Source organism: Quadrisphaera sp. RL12-1S (genome assembly GCF_014270065.1).
Taxonomy (GTDB): domain Bacteria; phylum Actinomycetota; class Actinomycetes; order Actinomycetales; family Quadrisphaeraceae; genus Quadrisphaera.
Genome location: NZ_JACNME010000002.1, coordinates 270876 through 287963 on the forward strand (window position 1 = coordinate 270876; position 17088 = coordinate 287963).

Sequence of the window (17088 nt, forward strand, 5' to 3'; positions counted from 1 at the left end):
CGCAGGCTCCCGCGGCCCGCTCTCACGCCCCGGGGGCCGTCCCGTCCACCTCGGCGACCACGCGCTGCACCTCCGACGCCAGCGCCCTCACAGCGGGCACCCGCTGCGACTCGGGCCGCAGCAGCAGCTCCACCACCCGGGCGTCGAGACCGGCGGCGGGGGCGTGCACCACGCCCGGCACGGTGCTCGCCCGCAGCGCCCAGGACGGCAGCAGCGCCACCCCCAGGCCGGCGGCCACGAGGTGCTGCACCGCCACGTGGTCGTCGGTCTCGAGCCGCACGTCCGGGGTGAAGCCGGCGGCTGCCGCGCAGCGCACCAGGTGGGCGCGGCAGCGGGGGCACCCGGCGATCCACGGCCTGCCGGCGAGGTCGGCGAGGTGCGCGGCGGGGCGCTCGCCGGCCGGCACCACGGCGTGCACGGGGTGGCTGCCCAGCGGCACCCTCAGCAGGTCCCCGGGCACCGGCTCGTCGTCACGGGCGTAGCGGAACACCAGGGCCAGGGAGACCCGGCCCTCGCGCACGGCGGCCTCCGCCTCGGGCGGCTCGGCCTCGGTGAGCCGCACCGACAGCCCCGGCGCCCGCGCCGCGAGCGCCGCGAGGGCGCGGGGCAGCACCACGGCGGAGGCGGTGGGGAACGCGGCCAGCGACACCTCGCCGCGCACCAGTCCGGACAGGGCCGCGAGGTCTTCGGCGGCGGCGCGCAGCACCTCCGAGAGCTCCTCCGCCCTGGCGGCGAGCACCCGGCCCGCCTCCGTGAGCGAGCTGCCGCGGCCCTCCCGGACCAGCAGCGCGGTGCCGGCCTCGGCCTCCAGGCGCGTGACCTGCTGGCTCACCGCCTGCTGCGTGGTCCCGAGCCGGGCGGCGGCCCCGGTCAGGGACCCCGCCTCCTCGACGGCGAGCAGCACCAGCAGGCGACGGGGATCCACCCCTGGACTGTCCCACAAGCAGCGCTTGTGGGTGCCTGGGCTGCGGTGGGGCTACCGCGCCGGGGCGGCAGTGACCAGCGTGGAGGACATGACCGCGGACGCTTCCCCCACCGGCCCGACCAGCAGCCCCACCACCATCGGCGTCCTCGGAGGCATGAGCTGGGAGTCGACGGCGCTGTACTACCGCCTCGCCAACGAGCTGGTCCGCGCCCACCGCGCGCACGCCGCTCCCGGCCGGCCCGCCGAGCCCTTCGCCAGCGCCGACCTCCTGGTCCGCAGCCTCGACTTCGCGCCCGTGCGCGAGCGGCAGCTGACCGGCCGCTGGGACGACGCCGCCGAGCAGCTGCGCCGCGAGGGCCTGGCGCTCGCGGGGGCGGGCGCCGGCGTCGTCGTCGTCGCCACCAACTACATGCACAAGGCCGCCGGTCCGCTGGAGGAGGCGCTCGCCGAGCGGGGCGTGACCTTCCTGCACCTGGCGGACGTCGTCGCGCAGGCGGCGCTGGCGCGCGGCGCCCGCACCGTCGGGCTGCTGGGAGCCGGCGGCACCATGACCGAGCCCTTCTACGCCGAGCGCCTCGCGGCCTCCGGGGTGGACGTGCTGGTGCCGGACGCCGCCGGGGTGGCCCGCGTGGACTCCGCGGTGTTCGGCGAGCTGTGCCGCGGGGTCTTCTCCCCGGGCACCCGCGCCGACCTCGCCCGCGTGGTGGCCGACCTCGCCGACCGGGGCGCGCAGGCGGTGGGCCTGTGCTGCACCGAGCTGGAGCTGCTGCTGGGCGACGACGACGCCCCGGCCGGGGTGCCGCTGCTGCCCTCGGCGCGGCTGCACGTCGAGGCGGCGCTCGCGGCCTCCGGCCAGGTGACCGCCTAGCCTGCGCCTACCCTTCCTGGGGTGCGCGCGCTGCAGTACGCCGAGCCCGGCGGCCCCCTGACCCTGGTCGACCTGCCCGACGCCGAGCCCCCGGCGCACGGCGCCGTGATCGCGGTGGAGGCGACGGGCCTGTGCCGCAGCGACGTGCACGCCTGGGCCGGGCACGACCCGGACGTCGTCGTCGGCGCCCACGCCGGGCCCGGCGGCTCCGCCGCCACGCACGTGCCGGGCCACGAGCTGGCCGGGCGCGTGGTCGCCGTCGGTGACGGCGTGGACCCGTCCTGGGTGGGCCGCCGGGCCACCACCCCGTTCGTGCACGCCTGCGGCAGCTGCCCGGAGTGCGCCGGCGGGGACGGCCAGGTCTGCCGCGACCAGACCCAGCCCGGGTTCACCGCGCAGGGGTCCTGGGCGGACCAGGTGGTGGTGCGCCACGCGGACGTGAACCTCGTGGAGGTGCCGGACGACGTCGACGGCGGGGCTGCGGCCCTGCTCGGCTGCCGCTTCGCCACCGCCTACCGCGGCCTGGTGCAGCGCGCGCAGGTGCGCGCCGGGGAGCGCGTGCTCGTGCTCGGCTGCGGCGGTGTGGGCCTGTCCGCGGTCATGGTGGCCGCGGCGCTGGGCGCGGAGGTGGTGGCCGCCGACGTCGACGAGCGGGCCCTGGCCCGCGCGCTCGAGCTGGGCGCCACGAGCACCGTGCGCACCGCGGGCCTGACGCCCGCGGAGGTCGCCGACGCCGTCGTCGGAGCCGGGGCCGGCCGCGGTCGAGAGGGTGGTGTCGCCGTCAGCGTGGACGCCGTGGGCCGCCCCGGGGCGCTCGACGCGTGCCTGCTCTCCCTGGCCCGCCGCGGCCGGCACGTGCAGATCGGGCTGGTGGCCGCCGAGCCGGTGGTGGAGGTCTCCCGCGTCATCACCCACGAGCTGGCGCTGCTCGGCAGCCACGGCATGGACGCCCGCAGCTACCCCGAGCTCATGGCGCTGGTCACCTCCGGCAAGCTGCGCCCGACCGAGCTGGTGGCGCGCTGGCTGCCCCTGGAGGACGCCGCCGGCATCGAGGCCCTGGTGCGGTCCATGGACGAGGGCACCGCGCCGGTGGGCGTGACGATGATCCGGCCGTGAGCTCCGAGCCCACGCAGTCCGCCCTGACCTCACAGCCGTCGCTGGCGGAGGTGGTGGCTGCGCTGGAGGCCGAGCGCGCCGACGCCACCGCGCAGGTGCGCGACCTCGACCGCGCGGTGGCTGGTGTGGTGGAGGCCTCGCGCGACTCCAACGCCGACGACGAGCACGACCCGGAGGGCGCCACCATCGCGTTCGAACGGGCCCAGGCGATCGCCGTGCGCGACCGGCAGCTGGCCCGGCTCCGGGAGGTGGACGCCGCGCTGGAGCGTGTCGCCGCCGGGACGTTCGGACGGTGTGAGAAGTGCGGGTGTGAGATCGCACCTGGAAGGCTGCTGGTCAGGTCAACATCTCACACGTGCGTGAGGTGCGCTGACACCAAGCGCTGACATGCACTGACATCTCACACCGGTTTGCGGCGGGCGTGTGAGATCAGCGGTGGGTGCGGAAGCCGCCGTTGCTGAACAGCACCTGGCCGCTCACCCAGCCGCCGCGCGGTGACAGGAGGAACTCCACGAGGTCGGCGGTGTCGGCCGGGGTGCCGGGGCGCCGGAGCGGGGTGGCCTCCAGGGCCGAGCGCGTTGCTGGAGATGCCGAGCCCGCCCAGCTCCTCGGCCGCCGCGACGACGATCCGCTCCAGCGCTCCCTTGCTCGCGCCGTAGGGGAGGTTGTGGGTGGTGTGGTCGCTCGTGAGCGCCACCACGCGCCCGCTGCCGGGCGCTAGACCGGCGTCGCGGAAGCGCAGCGCGTGCTCGCGCACCAGCAGCCAGACCGCGCGGGCGTTGACGGCCAGGTGGCGGTCGAATGACTCGACGGTGGTGTCGAGGACGCTCGAGGGCACGCCCTCGCAGTGGCAGACCACCAGCGCGGTCACCGGGCCCAGCTCGCCCTGCACGGCGTCGAAGGCCGCCGCGGGCCCGGCGGGGTCGGACAGGTCCACCTGCGCCCCGGTGGCCCTCGCCCCGGCGGCGGTGAGGTCGGCCAGCAGTGAGGCGGGGTCGTCGGGGTGCTCGCCCCACGGCATCCGCGCGTCGTAGGGCGTCCACCACGTCAGGCCGACGTCCCACCCCGCCTGCGCCAGGCGCAGCGCCACGCCGGCGGCGATGCCCCGCCGTCGTCCTGCCCCGGTGACCAGCACCACGGGGCGGCGCCCGTGCTGCATCTGCGTCTGCGGGTGTGCCTGCGCCTCGACCACGGGCTGTGACGCTAGGTCGGCGGCCCGTTCCTGCGCACCGGGTTTTCCCCCGCCGTCGGCGGGGCAGGGAGCAGGGATGGCGCAGCAGTTCACCCCGCGGGGGTCAGACCAGCCGTGCGTGTTCTGCGCGATCGTGCGCGGGGAGGCCGCCGCGGAGGTGGTGCACCGCAGCGACACCGTGGTGGCCTTCCTCGACGCCCACCCGCTGTTCCCCGGCCACGTGCTCCTGGTGCCCGCCGTGCACGTGCAGACCTGGGACGAGCTGCCCGCCGAGCTCGCCCACGAGTGGCTCACCACCAGCCAGGCCCTGCAGCGCGCGGTCGAGGCGGCCACGGGCGCCGAGGGCGCGCTGCTGCTGACCAACAACGTGGTCAGCCAGAGCGTGCCCCACCTGCACCTGCACGTGATCCCGCGCACCCGCGGCGACGGGCTGCGCTTCTTCCTCGGCCCGCGGCGGCGCTACGCGGCCGGGCAGGCGAGCGAGGTGGCCGAGGCCGTCAGGGCTCGGCTCGCCGCCGGGTGACTGCGGGCTCAGGTGCCGGTGCGGCGCTGCTCGGGCGGCGCCGCGGGCACGAGGTCCACCACGTGCCCCGCGCCGAAGAGCTCCAGCGCCGCCAGCGGCTGGCCGCTGGCGCCCAGCACCTGGAGGCGCCGCGGTGCGACCAGGCGCGCCACCTGCACCAGCAGGCGCATGCCGGAGGAGTCCAGGAACGTGGTCCCGCGCAGGTCCACCTGCTCGACCTGCGCCCAGCGGGGCAGCTCCTGGAGCACGTCCTGCGTGACCGAGAGGTCCACCTCGCCGCTCACCAGGAGCGTGGTGGGGTCGGTGGCGTCCAGGTCGATGGTGCCGAAGGGCCCCTCGACGCCGTCCGCGCCCGTCGTCTGCGTCCCCACGGCCTCCATCTTGCACGGCGGTCTCCACGACCGTCGGCGGACGTCCCCCTGGCGCGCTATCACGCCGTCCCCCTTCCGCGGGCCACGCCTCCCCCCTCCTCCGCGTCGATCAAGGACGGGATGGGGGTGGTGTGGGGCTCGTGCGCCAGGGTGGGGGCGTGGCGAGCACGCGCCCGGACGGGCTGGACGGGCTGGACGAGCACGACGACGGCGGGCGCCTGGGCGCGCTGACGCGCTACGAGTTCACCGCCGAGCTGTGGCGCTGGCAGGCGCGCACCGACGAGTGGGTCTTCGTGAGCCTGCCGCAGGACGCCTCCGACGAGATCTCCGCCGTGCCCCGCCCGCGCGCCGGGTTCGGCGCGGTGAGGGTCACCGCGACGATCGGCAGCTCGCGCTGGACGACGTCGATCTTCCCCGAGCCCGGCGCAGCCGGCCCCGACGGCGCGCGCCACCCCCGCTACGTGCTGCCGCTGAAGAAGGCGGTGCGCACCCGCGAGGGGCTGGAGCTGGGCGACGAGGTGCGCGTCGCGGTCGAGACGCACCACTGAGGCGGCTATGCTGCACCGACCGCCCTCGAGGCACGTCGTGGCGCTCAGGCGCGCTTGAGCAGCGCCAGCGGGTAGACGGGACCAGCGCCGGCCTCGCGCAGCAGCACCGAAGCCACGGTCAGGGACCAGCCGGTGCGCGTCTCGGCGTCCACCACCAGCACCGGCGCGCCGCCCGAAGCCGACACCGCCTCCCGGCCCTCGGGCGAGAGCTGCAGCCGGGCCAGGGCGACTCCAGCCGCCGCCGACGCCGGAGCCGGCCCGGCGCCCTCGCGGCGCGGTGCCTCCAGCGGAGCCCCGGGGACGGCCTCCAGGGCGGGCAGCACCCGAAGGTGGCCGACCTCCCCGAGCGCCTCGGCGAGGTTGTGCGCGGCGGTCTCACCGGTGGGGGATCCGGGCAGCCACGTCACCCACGCCGGCCGGCCCGCGGGCCAGCGCCAGCGGCCGAGCGTCCTCACGCACCCGTCGACCACGTCGTTCCAGGTCGCCGCGGTCGGGCCCTCGCGCAGCACCGCGGCCACGGCGTCTCCCCAGGCCGGGTCCTCCCCGATGGCCAGGGCGCGGCCCGGCTCGGCGCGCACGCCCTCGGCGATCCGCCCGCGGCGGCCGGCGGTGCCGGACGGCCACATCTTGCGCGGCCCCAGCACCGTGGTCTGGCTGCGCAGGTGGCGCAGCGCGGCGGCGGCCAGCTGCTCGTCGACGGCGAGCCCCGGCGCGGGCAGCTGCCCGGTGCAGGCGGAGCAGCGGCCGCAGTCGGTGGCGCCGTCGTCGTCGAGCTCGGAGCGCAGCACCCGCAGCAGGCACGGCTCGGCCCCCGGGGCCCGGAGGGCCGGGGTGGCCGCGTACCGGCGCATCACCGCCTGCTCGGCGCGGCGGGCAGCGGCGACCCCGGCGATGCGCTCGGCGTCGTAGTGCCACGGCTCACCGGTGGTGCGGTAGCCACCGGCGACCCGCTCGACGGCGCCGTCGACGTCGAGCACCTTGAGCAGCGCCTCCAGCCGGCCGCGGCGCAGCCCGGCCTCCACCTCGAGCTTCGGCAGGCCGACGCCGTCGGTCCCGCCGCTCAGGCGCTCGAGCACCTCCAGCACGCGGCGGACCACCGGCTCGGGCGGGAAGGCGGTGGAGTCGAAGTAGGCCCAGATCCGCTCGTCGGCGGCCGTCGGCAGCAGCACGCCCACCGCGCCGTCGAGCGCGCGGCCCGCGCGGCCGACCTGCTGGTAGTACGCCACCGGTGAGCTCGGTGCCCCGAGGTGGACGACGAAGGCCAGGCGCGGGTGGTCGTAGCCCATGCCGAGGCTGGAGGTGGCGACCAGTGCGCGCAGCTCACCGGACAGCAGCGCCGCCTCGAGCCGCTCGCGCTCGGCGGGCTCGGTGGCCGACGAGTACGCCGCCACCGCGTGCCCGCCGCCCTCGTCGGAGGCGAGGAACTCCGCCAGCCGCGCCGTCTCGGCCACGGTGAGCGTGTAGACGATCCCGCTGCCCTGGGTGGTGGAGAGCATCTGCGCCGTCCACGCGTAGGCGTGGGCGACGTCGGGCACCGGCACCACCGCCAGCTCCAGGCCCTCCCGGTCCAGCGGACCGCGCAGCGTCAGCGCCGGGGTGCCGTCGGCCGACAGCTGCGCGGCGACGTCGGCGGAGACGCGGGCGTTGGCGGTCGCCGTCGTCGCCAGCACCGGGGTGCCGGCCGGCAGCCCGGCGAGCACCGAGGCGAGGCGGCGGTAGTCGGGGCGGAAGTCGTGGCCCCAGTCGGAGATGCAGTGCGCCTCGTCCACTACCAGCAGGCCCAGGCGCGGCGCCAGGCGGGGGAGCACGCGCTGGCGGAAGCCGACCGAGTTGAGCCGCTCGGGGCTGACGAGCAGGACGTCGACGGCGTCGGCGGCGATCTGCTCCTCGATGGCGGGCCAGTCGTCGACGTTGGCGGAGTTCAGCGTCACCGCGCGCAGCCCCGAGCGCGTGGCCGCGGCGACCTGGTCGCGCATGAGGGCCAGCAGCGGGGAGACCACGAGGGTAGGGCCCGCCCCGCCGACCTCGGCGTGGTGGCGCCGCAGCGCGGTGGCCACCCAGTACACCGCCGACTTGCCCCACCCCGTGCGCTGGACGACGACGACGCGGCGGCGCTCGGCCACGAGCGCGCTGATGGCGGCCCACTGGTCCTCGCGCAGCCGGGCGCTCTCACCGGCCAGGGCCCGCAGGTGCGCCTCGGCGGCCGCGCGCAGGTCGGTGGTGGCGGGACTCGCAACGTCGGTCACGAGGTCCCACTCTGCCCTGCACCACTGACAGCGGGGTCTGCCGCGGCGCCTGCCACGAGGAGGCGCAGGTGGGGCACCAGGCCGTGCTCGCCGCGATCCCCGCCGAAGAAGGCCGTCCAGCCGTGCTCGGTGACGAGGTAGGCGTCGGAGTAGTCCGTGCCAGCGTGGTTGGTGCCGTACTTGAGCCCGTCGAGCCACTCGTAGTCCTCGTCGGTGAAGACCACTCGCCCCGTGCGGCGCAGCACCAGCGCTGCGCGCGTGCGCTCCGGCCCGAACGGCGCCCACCGGTCCTCGTCGCGCAGCCCGCACAGGGGCAGCGCGGCCCGCACCAGGTCGTACGGCGACGCCCCGCCGTCGCGGTGCCCGTCGTCGCGAGCGGCCGGCAGGCCGGGGCGGAGCGCGCAGGTCCCCTCGAGCTGCTGCTGGGTGCCCGAGCCGCGCAGCAGGAGCAGCAGCGGTCCGGTCTCGTCGAGCAGCCCCTCGTCGGCCAGCCGGTCCAGCAGGCGCTGGGGGTCTGCGGTGCGGAAGCGCTCGTCGCGCCACCAGGAGTCGTCGTCCTCCACCACGGGGCGGACGGTCGTGGAGGAGTCGGTGGAGCAGTGCATGTGCCCACCCTGCTGCGCCGCGCCCACCGTGCGCTGCGCCGCGAGCGGGCCTGTGGACGCCGGGAGCACCAGAGATGCTCTGTCCACAGGCGGCGGTCGAGCCCAGCGGCGTGACGGCGCGGGCGGCCACGATCGGCGGCATGGGAGTCCACTACGAGTTCCTCGGTCACGTCACGATCGACCCGCCGCTCAACGCCGCTGAGCGGGAGTACCTCATCGCCTTCTCCGCGTCCCGTCGGTGGGACCGTCCGAGCGGGCCCTACACCGTCCCCGCCCATCCGCGGGAGGAGGACTACGCGGCGGAGGGCGTGCCGTCCAACCCGCCGCACCCGCCGGTGCGCGGGGCTGGTCCGTGGCCGGGCAACCGCCCGTCCGCGGGGCAGCCCGGCCTGTGGTGCGACTGGACGCCGTGCCCGAAGGGCTGCTGCCTCTCCCACAACGGTGCGGAGGAGTTCTACGGCGCGGGGGAGTGGCTGCGCTACGTCATCGACCACTTCCTGCGGCCGGGCGCCGAGGCGCGCCGCAGCGGGCTGGCGTGCTTCGAGGGCTTCACCTTCGACCACACGTGCAGCGGCATCGTCGCGATGGAGCGTCGTGACGTGCGCGAGCTGTCGCTGCTGCACGTCCACGACAACACCGTCGAGGTGGAGGTGCTCGTCCCCGGCGAGCGCGTCCCGTGGTGAGCGCGGCCGGGGCAGCTCGTCAGTATGATGCTGGTATGACCGGCAAGATCGCCGTGAGCCTCCCGGACGAGCTGGTGACCGCCGCGAGGCAGGCGGTCAGTGACGGTCGCGCCGCCAGCGTCTCCGCCCTGGTCGCTCGAGCGCTGCGCGAGCACCTCGAGCGGCCCACGCTCTCCGACGTCGTCGCCGAGATGGTCTCGGACGTCGGAGAGCCCGACGCTGACGACCGCGCCTGGGCCGCCGCGGCGCTCGCGACAGCACCGGCGGTCCGGGCGGCCTCCGGTGCCTGACGTCGTCCTGGACGCTGGGGCCCTCATCGCTGCTGAGCGCGGCTCGCGGCGGCTCGTGGCACTCCTCGACGCCGTGGACCGCAGCGGAGGAAGCGTGGTCGTCCCCGCCGGAGCGCTCGCCCAGGTCTGGAGGGACGGCGCGCGCCAGGCTCGCCTGGGCAGGCTGCTGCGGGCCCGCGCCGTCGTCGTCGAACCCCTGGACGAGTCGACGGCGCGGGCCGCCGGGGCGCTGTGCGGTCGGTCGGGCACCGCGGACGTGGTCGACGCGAGCGTGGCGCTCGCGGCCGCCCGCCGTGGCTGTGCCGTGGTCACGTCGGACCCGGAGGACCTGTCCCGGCTCGGAGTGAGCGCGATCGTCCTCTGAGCCTCAGCGCGGGGCGGTCCAGACGGCGACGTAGCGCCAGAACAGCCCGCGACGGATGCGCGCCCCCGGCAGCACCGTCCGCACGGTGGCGGCGATCTGGTCGAACGACTCCTGCGGCTCCCTGACGGGACAGGTCATGTGCGGCGGCAGCGCCGTGGCCCTCCGGGGGTGCCTGACCAGACCGACCAGGGGGTTGAGCGCCAGCGAGGCCCACGAGTGGTACCTGTCGGCGGGCGTGTCCCGGTAGCGGCCGACCACGACGAGGCGCCCGCCGGGCCGCAGCGCCGCGCGCACCGCGGTCAGCGTCGGCTCCAGGGGCATGTGGTGCAGGCTCGCGACGAAGGTGACGAGGTCGACGGAGCGCTCAGGCAGCGGCTCGAAGGCCGCGTGGCGCACCTGAACGCCCGCCAGGTCCGAAGTCGCGCTCGCGGCCAGCCGGGCGCTGCGCTCGTCGGGCTCCACCCCGACCACCTCGGGCAGGACGGCCGCCAGCTGGCGCAAGAGGTTCCCGGTGCCGCAGCCGACGTCCACGGCGCGGGTGCCGCCCGCCGCCGCGACGCGGCGCGCGTGGTGCAGGACGACGGGCGCGTAGACGTCGTTGTGCGACCACGGGTGGTGGGCGTTGACGGCGTCCAGGGTCCTCAGGGCCGTGGACACCACCGCGGGGGCTGCCATGCGCACAGTCTGGGGGTGTTCCCTGAGCAGTGGATCACAGACCACCGGACTGCAGGAGCGGAGGCGCCGTCGTGAGGGCAGTGGTGCTGGGCGTCAGCGGCATGACGGGACGGGCGGTCGCCGCGGCGCTCGCGGACGCCGGCCACGAGGTGGTGGGCACCGGCCGCTCGCCCGGGAGGTTCCCGGCGGTGCTGCGCGAGCGCGGGGTGGCGTTCGTCCGGTCCGACCGCGACGACCCCGCCCAGGTGCGCGCCGTCCTGGCGGACGGGGCTGACGTCGTCGTCGACGTGGTGGCGTACACGGCGGCGCACGCGCGCAGCGTGCTCGAGGCCTCGGGGGACGTCGGCTCCGTCGTCGTCCTGTCGAGCAAGGCGGTCTACACCGACGCCCGGGGCCGCCACTCCAACAGCGACCACCCCCCGGACTTCGGCGGCCCGGTCGGTGAGGACACCCCGACCCTGCCGCCCGACTGGTCCGGCGCGTACGACTCCCGGGAGGGCTACGGGCGCAACAAGGCCGCCGTCGAGGAGGTCTACCGCGGCGCGGACGTGCCGGTCTCGGTGCTGCGGCCCTCGCGCATCCACGGACCGGGCAGCGCCCGGCCGCGCGAGCGGTGGGTGGTCGACCGGGTGCTCGCCGGGCAGCGGACCTTCCGCCTGCCGCACGCCGCCACCGCGGGCAACCACCCGACGGCCGCGGCCAACCTCGCCGCCCTCGCGCTCCTGTGCGCGCAGCGGCCCGCCCACCGCGTGCTCAACGCGGCCGACCCCGGAACGCCCACTGCGGCCGAGGTGGTCACCGCTGTCGCCGCGGCGATGGGCCTGGACGTGGAGGTCGACGACGACGACGGGAGCCCGGGCGGCGAGGTGTCCCCGTGGAGCACCTGGCCGCCGTTCTTCCTGGACACCTCCGCGTCCGAGGCGGCCGGGTACCGGCCCGTCGGCACGCACGCCGCGACGGTCGGCGCGTGCGTGGCGGAGCTGGTGCGCCGGTCGCGCTCCCAGCCGGATCGATCATCATGACGACGTGACGCAGGCGCAGCTGCCGCGCAAGCGGGTCGCCCGGACCTGGACCACCTCCGAGGTGGTCGACGGCGCCTTCTTCCTGGCCGGCACCGCCCTGGTGTTCTGGTTGGGCTGGGTGTTGCTGTCCGACCACCGCGCGCTCGCCTGGGGCGAGCTCGGCCGGGCTGGTGCTCTTCTGGGCGCTGGTCGCCTACGTGGGGCTGCCGCGGCTGCAGCAGGTGCTCACCAAGGTCTACGTGCCGGACTACTTCATCGGCCGCACCTCCACGTCGTCGGGGATCCTCGGCGACCCGGTCAACCTGGCCCTGCTCGGCAGCGAGGCGCAGGTGCACGCCGCGATGGCGGCGGCGGGGTGGACGCGCGCCGACGAGGTCACGCTGCGCAGCTCGTGGGGGATCGTCGTCTCCGCGGTGCTGCGCCGCTCGTACTCGTCCGCGCCGGTCTCGCCGCTGATGCTCTTCGGACGGCTGCAGGCGTTCGCCTAAGAGATGGAGGTGGGAGGGGACGCCTCGCGGCGCCACCACGTGAGGTTCTGGCCGACGCCGTCGGGCTGGGTGCTGCCCGGTGACCACCGCGTGGACTGGCTGGCCGCCGGCACCTTCGACCGGGCGGTGGGGCTGTCGCTGTTCACGCTGCAGGTCACCCACAAGATCGACGCCGACATCGACGTGGAGCGCGACCACGTGGTCTCGACCGTGGAGCACGGCGTGTCGCAGGCGCGCACGGACGTGCTGCCCCACTTCGTGGCGGCGTTCCACTCGCGCAACGGCGGTGGGGACGTGGTCCGCACGGACGGGAGCCTCGTCGTCGTCGACCTCACCGGAATCCCGGTCGGGCAGGTCGACGAGCAGGTCGACAGGCAGGTCGACGGGCAGGACGACGACGGTGACCGGCGGCTGGTCGACCGCCGGACCCCTCCGGTGGAGCTGGTGATCGCCGGTGCGGTGAGCGTGCTCAAGGCGGTGGTGGCGGCGTCGGTCGCGGCCCCGCTCGTGCTGCCCGCGGTGCTCGCGGCGGCGCTGTGGGTGGTGGTGCTGGCGCGCCAGGCGTGGGCGCGGGTGCTGCTGATGTCCGTGTGCACGGGGGAGGCGGCGCTGCTCATCCACCGCGCGAGCCAGTTCCACGGCGGTCACGGCAGCCTCACGTCCCTGCTGCACGCCGGGGCGTCCGTGGTGGTGCTGGTGACGGTCAGCTCCGACGGCGCGCGCCGCTGGGTGGCGCCGCGGGCTGCGCGTCAGGGGCGGTAGACGTCGCGGCCGTGCTGCAGCCGTCGCGGTGTCAGGCTCGCGGAGTGACCACGCCGTCCGCGTCCTCGCCATCGCCCCGGGTCCTGGCCGCGTTCGGACTCGCGGGCGCCACGGCCACTGCCCTGCCCGGGGGCCAGGGCAGCAGCTGGCTGGCCGTCCCGGCGTCCGGCGCGAGGTCCGGCGCGGGGTCCGGCGCGGGGCGACCGGGGGCGCCACCCGCCGGGTCCCTGGTGCTGAAACCCGTGGACGACGCGCTGCAGGCCGAGGAGGTCACCTGGCTCGCCGAGGCCCTCCGGCCGCTGAGCACCGCACCGGCGGAGGAGGTCGGCTTCCGCCTGCCCGTCGACGTGCCGGGGCCCGGCGGTCGGTGGGTGGTCGAGGGGTGGTGCGCCAGCACGTGGGTCGGCGGCGAGGCCGGCCCGGCGGGCCGCTGGCCGGAGCTGCTGGCCACCGCGCGGGCGTTCTCGGCGGCCGTCGCCCACCTGCCTCGGCCCGGCTTCCTGCTGCGGAGGACCGACCCGTGGTCGGTGGCCGACCGCGCCGCGTGGGACGAGCAGCCCCTGGAGGTGCACCCCGACCAGCAGGCGCTGGTGGAGCAGCTGCGCGCCCTGGCCCGCTCCACCGGTCGGCGGCGGGAGCCGGACCAGCTCGTGCACGGGGACATGACCGGGAACGTGCTGTTCGCCGAGGGGCTGCCGCCGGCGGTCATCGACGTCTCGCCGTACTGGAGGCCGGCCGCGTACGCCGGCGCGGTGGTGGTCGCGGACGGGCTGCTGTGGTGGGAGCAGGGTGGCGACCTGGTCGCGTCGTTCACCACCGCCGGGGACGGCGGGGACGTGGGGCTGATGGCCCGGGCGCTGCTGTTCCGGCTGCTCACCGACGTGCAGCTGGTCGGCGGCAGCGGGGTGGTCGCCGCGAGGGGCGCGCAGGGCGCGGTGCTGCTGCGGGCGGTCGACGGGGCGCGCTACCGGCGCGCGCTCGACGTGCTGCGGGGCGTGGGCGGATGACCGGGGCGCGAGACGTCGAGCGGGCCCTCGCCGTGGTGACCGCAGCGCTGCGGCCGACGGTCGGCGCCGACTGGGGCGTGCCCGCGGGAGACCTCGACTGGACCTGCTGGCAGACGGGCGCCCACGTGGCGCACGACCTGCTCGCCTACGCCTGCCAGGTCGCGTCCGGCGCTCGCGACGCCTACCTCCCGCAGGACCTCGTGGTGCGCCCCGGCGCGACCCCTGCGCAGGTGCTGCAGGCGGTCGAGACCGCGGCGTCGCTGCTGGTCCTCGCCCTGGACGCCGCAGGGCCGGGGGCGCGGGCGTGGCACTTCGGGACGACGGACCCCAGCGGGTTCGCGGTGCTCGGCGTCAACGAGCTGCTGGTGCACGCCTGGGACGTCGGCCAGGGCCTCGGGGTGGTCGTCGAGCCACCGGAGGACCTGGCACAGGTGGTGCTGGACCGGTTGTGGACGCGCGCACCCGCCGGGCCGGCGTGGGAGGTGCTGCTGTGGTGCACCGGCCGGGTGGCCCTGCCGGACCACCCACGGGTGGGCGACTGGGCCGAGCCGTCGCCCGCCCCCGCTGTCGGTGCGGGCCAGGACTGGTGACGCGCGCCGCTCGAGCGGCCGGGTCGCCGGCAGCGGCGTAGCATGATCGTCATCGGCACCACGAGACCGGAGGCGCTGTGGAACCGCAGTTCACGTGGGAGCTCTCGTCGTCAGGCCTGGCGGCGCTCGGCCTCGGTCTGGCGCTGCTGGGCGGGGCCAGCGTCGTCGTCGCCCGCTGGGGTGGCCGCAGCCGGCGCCGCGACGACCTGCGCCGCGCCGGACGGCCGGGCGCGGTGGCCCCGGACGAGGCCTACGAGGCGGGCAGCGCGTCGTCCGCGTGGATGCGCATGACCTGAGCCCCCGGCCGACGTCCCGCCGACGTGACCATCTGTGCTCCTGCGCTGACGGTCCGGGGTGTTGCCACGGCCGGGGGTGTGACGAGCGCCCGGAGGACCATCCCGGGTGTCGGCGTGCGGAGAGCTCGGCTGCCACCGTGCCGGGATGAGGATCTTGCGTGGTCGGCCGTCCCGGCCGAAGCCCGTCCCGACCGGTCATCCGCTCGACGACCACTTGCTGCTGCTGATGTCCCAGCGCAGCGACCTGACGTCCCCCCGGCACTGGGTGCACTACCTGTACTTCCCCGAGGAGGCAGACGCTCGCCGTGCCGGCGCTGCGATCACCGCTGCCGGGTGGGAGATCCAGGCCCTCGAGCCGGCCGTCGAGGGAACGAGCTGGGTGGTGGTTCCCGAGCAGCACGACGCCGTGGTCAGCGAGTCGGCCGTGGTGGCCGCCCGCCAGTTCTTCGAGGACGTCGCGGCCCGGGTCCCCGGCGCCGAGTACGACGGCTGGGAAGCCAGCGCCTGACCCACCGGCCCGGAGGACTACCAGCGCAGCCGGTCGAGGTGGCCACGGGTGCCTCCTCGGCCACGGCCAGTTCCACGCTGGGGCAGCCGCACCAGCGGTCGGAGACCACGACGGCCGTGCCGGCTTGCTGGCGCAGTGCCGCGACTCCGCGCCCGTCCAGGCTCAGCATCTGGTGCAGCACCGCGGCCTCGGCGGGCGTCAAGGGCCGGGGGAGGTGCGCCGTCATCCAGGGAGTCTCCTGCAGCGCGAGCGTCGTGCCCACCGCCGGCCGCATGCGGGGCAGCGATCGCCGACGCCAGCCCTCGGTGGTGGTGCTCCCCAGGCTCGGAGGATCGGCCCCTTGGGCGTGGTCGGCTGGTCACGCTGAAGGGGCCGATCCTCCGAGGTGCCTGACCGCGGCTCCTGCGGCGGTCCCGCGACCGGTTCCCGCGGGGAACCTCACCACGCTCTCAGGACACCGGCGAGAGCGACCCAGGGGCCTGGTTCCCGCGCAGGTCTCGGTGGCCGTGATAGGCAGACCTCCATGATCGGCAGTCGCTCCCGCGCGGTGACCGGCGCGGCGTGCGGGGTCGCGGCGGTCCTGGTCGGGACCGGGTGCTCGGGGCCGGCCCCGGTCATGAGCTCTCAGGAGGTCGCCCTCGTCGTCGGCGACCGGAGGAGCACCCCTGAGCGGGTGGTCACCGCGTACATCGCCGCTCTCCAGGAGCACGACGTCGATGCCGCGCGCGCCCTCGAGGCCGATGCAGACGCGGGACTGGCCGACCCGTGGCTGGACGACGCACCGCGGATCAGCGACGTGCGCGTCCGTCCCGCAACGCCTGAGCCCACCGCCGGCTCTGCGGCCGAGGGGTTCCGCACCGCCGTGTACGTCCCGGTCCAGTTCACCCTGCACGGCGGCGACGGGTCGATGCAGGACGGCGCCAACGGCTGGGGCTACCCGCTCGCCCGGAACTCCGACGCCGACCCCTGGCGCATCGTCGACGACGGCGTCGGATGAGTCCGGCCCGTCGTGCCTGCGGTCCGACGGGCCGCTGAGGGAGCAGCTCCGCGAGAGGGCCGATCGCTGTCGCCGAGCGGGGAACCGCGTGAGGACGACCGGGCAGACCGGTGGGGCTCACTCGGTGAGACTCAGGTAGGACGTCGTCCCGAAGAGCTGGAAGATCCCCGTCGAGGCAGGTCCAGCCGGCTCGACGTACAGCGTGCACGGCGGGAGGCTCTCAGGGTCTGCTGCGAGGCACCTGCAGGTCGCGGAGCCGAAGTCGGACGGCGCCGGTGAGGAGCGCCGTGTCGTCGAGCCGTCCCTGCGGCACCGGACCGGACGAGGAGGTGGCGCGTCACAGGCGCTCCAGCCACGGGTGCTGCGGGTGGGCCGTGGACAGCGCCGACCGCAGCCAGCTCCTCGCGGGGGCGTCGAGCAGCGGCAGCGCGGCCTCGGCGTCGACCCGGTCCACGTCGCGCAGCGCCGCTGCCTTGTGCAGCAGCTGCACCTCCGGGCGCAGGTAGCGCACCCCGTCCCGCTCCCACACGAGCTCGGCCAGCGGCCTGCGGACCCGGGCGTCGCGCTTGTAGACCCAGTCCGCCCCGTCCGCGGTCATCAGGAGGACGTCGTACACCCACGGGCTGGCGCCGTCGGCGCGGAGCCAGAGGTTGCTGCACCCCGCAGGGAGGACCTGCCGCGGCGTCAGGAGAGGACGCAGCGCGCCGTCGAACGCCGCCCAGACGTCCAGCCGGCCGTGGAGGTGCTCGTGCAGCAGGGGCGTGTCGGCGACGGGGATGCTCAGGTCGAGGTCCCCGTGCGGGCGCGGTGCGCCCGTGAAGGCCTCCACCGCCCAGCCCCCGGCGATCCACCACGCGCCGGGGTAGCCGCTCAGCAGGGCAGCGGCGTCGTCGGGGGTGCGTCTGCGCCAGGGGCCGTACCACCGGACGACGTCGTCATGGCTCAGCACCGGTCACAGGCTGCCACGACGACGCGGTGGCCCCCGTGCTGCCCACGGCCTCTCCCGCCGGCA

General features: G+C 76.2%; 20 protein-coding genes and 2 pseudogenes. 15 read left to right on the forward strand and 7 right to left on the reverse strand.

Annotated elements, in window-relative coordinates:
* Positions 1 to 22: 22 nt before the first annotated feature.
* Positions 23 to 925: a LysR family transcriptional regulator gene (locus H7K62_RS04745; RefSeq protein ID WP_186716788.1), complete on the reverse strand. Its 903-nt coding sequence runs from the start codon at positions 923 to 925 to the stop codon at positions 23 to 25.
* Between the two features lie 88 nt (positions 926 to 1013).
* Here H7K62_RS04745 and H7K62_RS04750 point away from each other — a divergent pair, with 88 nt between their 5' ends.
* From H7K62_RS04750 to H7K62_RS04760, 3 genes are read left to right on the forward strand one after another with little or no spacing between them, the layout of a single operon-like run.
* Positions 1014 to 1793 (forward strand): aspartate/glutamate racemase family protein, encoded by a 780-nt coding sequence (locus H7K62_RS04750; protein ID WP_186716789.1) that lies wholly within the window; start codon positions 1014 to 1016, stop codon positions 1791 to 1793.
* A gap of 21 nt (positions 1794 to 1814) precedes the next feature.
* On the forward strand, positions 1815 to 2909 hold the full coding sequence (locus H7K62_RS04755; RefSeq protein ID WP_186716790.1) for a zinc-binding dehydrogenase: 1095 nt from the start codon (positions 1815 to 1817) through the stop codon (positions 2907 to 2909).
* A complete protein-coding gene (locus H7K62_RS04760) occupies positions 2906 to 3295 on the forward strand; it encodes a TraR/DksA family transcriptional regulator (RefSeq protein WP_370591607.1) in 390 nt (129 codons plus the stop codon). Before H7K62_RS04755 ends, H7K62_RS04760 begins: the two co-directional genes overlap by 4 nt.
* Positions 3296 to 3338: 43 nt before the next feature.
* Here the strand turns inward: H7K62_RS04760 and H7K62_RS04765 are convergent.
* Positions 3339 to 4068 (reverse strand): annotated as a pseudogene (locus H7K62_RS04765) (SDR family oxidoreductase).
* Between the two features lie 109 nt (positions 4069 to 4177).
* On the opposite strand from H7K62_RS04765, the gene H7K62_RS04770 reads away from it, so the two are divergent.
* Positions 4178 to 4624 (forward strand): HIT family protein, encoded by a 447-nt coding sequence (locus tag H7K62_RS04770; RefSeq protein ID WP_186716791.1) that lies wholly within the window; start codon positions 4178 to 4180, stop codon positions 4622 to 4624.
* A gap of 8 nt (positions 4625 to 4632) precedes the next feature.
* Here H7K62_RS04770 and H7K62_RS04775 read toward each other — a convergent pair whose 3' ends face one another.
* Positions 4633 to 4995 carry an STAS domain-containing protein gene (locus H7K62_RS04775; protein WP_186716792.1) on the reverse strand — a complete coding sequence of 121 codons (363 nt, stop codon included), beginning with the start codon at positions 4993 to 4995 and terminating at the stop codon, positions 4633 to 4635.
* A gap of 158 nt (positions 4996 to 5153) precedes the next feature.
* Here H7K62_RS04775 and H7K62_RS04780 point away from each other — a divergent pair, with 158 nt between their 5' ends.
* Positions 5154 to 5543, forward strand: a complete 390-nt coding sequence (locus tag H7K62_RS04780) for a DUF1905 domain-containing protein (RefSeq protein WP_222437089.1) — start codon at positions 5154 to 5156, stop codon at positions 5541 to 5543.
* Positions 5544 to 5587: 44 nt separating this feature from the next.
* On the opposite strand, the gene H7K62_RS04785 is transcribed toward H7K62_RS04780, so the two are convergent.
* Both H7K62_RS04785 and H7K62_RS21485 read right to left on the reverse strand, forming a co-directional pair.
* The gene (locus tag H7K62_RS04785; protein ID WP_222437090.1) at positions 5588 to 7789 is read right to left on the reverse strand and encodes a DEAD/DEAH box helicase; all 2202 of its coding nucleotides are present in this window, start codon (positions 7787 to 7789) and stop codon (positions 5588 to 5590) included.
* Positions 7786 to 8394 (reverse strand): hypothetical protein, encoded by a 609-nt coding sequence (locus tag H7K62_RS21485; protein ID WP_222437091.1) that lies wholly within the window; start codon positions 8392 to 8394, stop codon positions 7786 to 7788. Before H7K62_RS21485 ends, H7K62_RS04785 begins: the two co-directional genes overlap by 4 nt.
* Before the next feature lie 140 nt (positions 8395 to 8534).
* Here H7K62_RS21485 and H7K62_RS04790 point away from each other — a divergent pair, with 140 nt between their 5' ends.
* Genes H7K62_RS04790 through H7K62_RS04800 form a run of 3 tightly spaced genes read left to right on the forward strand, consistent with a single transcriptional unit; the run spans position 8535 to position 9731 of the window.
* Positions 8535 to 9077, forward strand: coding sequence for a hypothetical protein (locus H7K62_RS04790; protein ID WP_186716794.1), 543 nt, complete (start codon positions 8535 to 8537; stop codon positions 9075 to 9077).
* 35 nt (positions 9078 to 9112) lie between these two features.
* Positions 9113 to 9367, forward strand: a complete 255-nt coding sequence (locus H7K62_RS04795; RefSeq protein WP_186716795.1) for a ribbon-helix-helix domain-containing protein — start codon at positions 9113 to 9115, stop codon at positions 9365 to 9367.
* Positions 9360 to 9731 (forward strand): PIN domain-containing protein, encoded by a 372-nt coding sequence (locus H7K62_RS04800; RefSeq protein WP_186716796.1) that lies wholly within the window; start codon positions 9360 to 9362, stop codon positions 9729 to 9731. The genes H7K62_RS04795 and H7K62_RS04800 overlap by 8 nt, the downstream gene beginning before the upstream one ends.
* Positions 9732 to 9734: 3 nt before the next feature.
* Here the strand turns inward: H7K62_RS04800 and H7K62_RS04805 are convergent, their stop codons facing one another.
* Positions 9735 to 10406, reverse strand: a complete 672-nt coding sequence (locus H7K62_RS04805; RefSeq protein WP_186716797.1) for a class I SAM-dependent methyltransferase — start codon at positions 10404 to 10406, stop codon at positions 9735 to 9737.
* Between the two features lie 71 nt (positions 10407 to 10477).
* On the opposite strand from H7K62_RS04805, the gene H7K62_RS04810 reads away from it, so the two are divergent.
* The 7 genes and pseudogenes from H7K62_RS04810 to H7K62_RS04840 all read left to right on the forward strand — a co-directional run bounded on the left by H7K62_RS04810 (position 10478) and on the right by H7K62_RS04840 (position 16076).
* Positions 10478 to 11428: an NAD-dependent epimerase/dehydratase family protein gene (locus H7K62_RS04810; RefSeq protein WP_186716798.1), complete on the forward strand. Its 951-nt coding sequence runs from the start codon at positions 10478 to 10480 to the stop codon at positions 11426 to 11428.
* 239 nt (positions 11429 to 11667) lie between these two features.
* Positions 11668 to 12678 (forward strand): annotated as a pseudogene (locus H7K62_RS04815) (LssY C-terminal domain-containing protein).
* Between the two features lie 44 nt (positions 12679 to 12722).
* Positions 12723 to 13685 (forward strand): phosphotransferase, encoded by a 963-nt coding sequence (locus H7K62_RS04820; protein ID WP_186716799.1) that lies wholly within the window; start codon positions 12723 to 12725, stop codon positions 13683 to 13685.
* Positions 13682 to 14275 carry a maleylpyruvate isomerase N-terminal domain-containing protein gene (locus H7K62_RS04825; protein WP_186716800.1) on the forward strand — a complete coding sequence of 198 codons (594 nt, stop codon included), beginning with the start codon at positions 13682 to 13684 and terminating at the stop codon, positions 14273 to 14275. The genes H7K62_RS04820 and H7K62_RS04825 overlap by 4 nt, the downstream gene beginning before the upstream one ends.
* Before the next feature lie 77 nt (positions 14276 to 14352).
* Positions 14353 to 14571, forward strand: a complete 219-nt coding sequence (locus tag H7K62_RS04830; protein WP_186716801.1) for a hypothetical protein — start codon at positions 14353 to 14355, stop codon at positions 14569 to 14571.
* 226 nt (positions 14572 to 14797) lie between these two features.
* Entirely contained in the window at positions 14798 to 15079 is a 282-nt protein-coding gene (locus H7K62_RS04835; protein ID WP_186716802.1) for a ribonuclease E inhibitor RraB, read from the forward strand.
* A gap of 523 nt (positions 15080 to 15602) precedes the next feature.
* Positions 15603 to 16076, forward strand: coding sequence for a hypothetical protein (locus H7K62_RS04840; RefSeq protein ID WP_186716803.1), 474 nt, complete (start codon positions 15603 to 15605; stop codon positions 16074 to 16076).
* 337 nt (positions 16077 to 16413) lie between these two features.
* Here H7K62_RS04840 and H7K62_RS04845 read toward each other — a convergent pair whose 3' ends face one another.
* The gene (locus H7K62_RS04845; protein ID WP_222437094.1) at positions 16414 to 17025 is read right to left on the reverse strand and encodes a nucleotidyltransferase domain-containing protein; all 612 of its coding nucleotides are present in this window, start codon (positions 17023 to 17025) and stop codon (positions 16414 to 16416) included.
* Between the last annotated feature and the right edge of the window lie 63 nt (positions 17026 to 17088).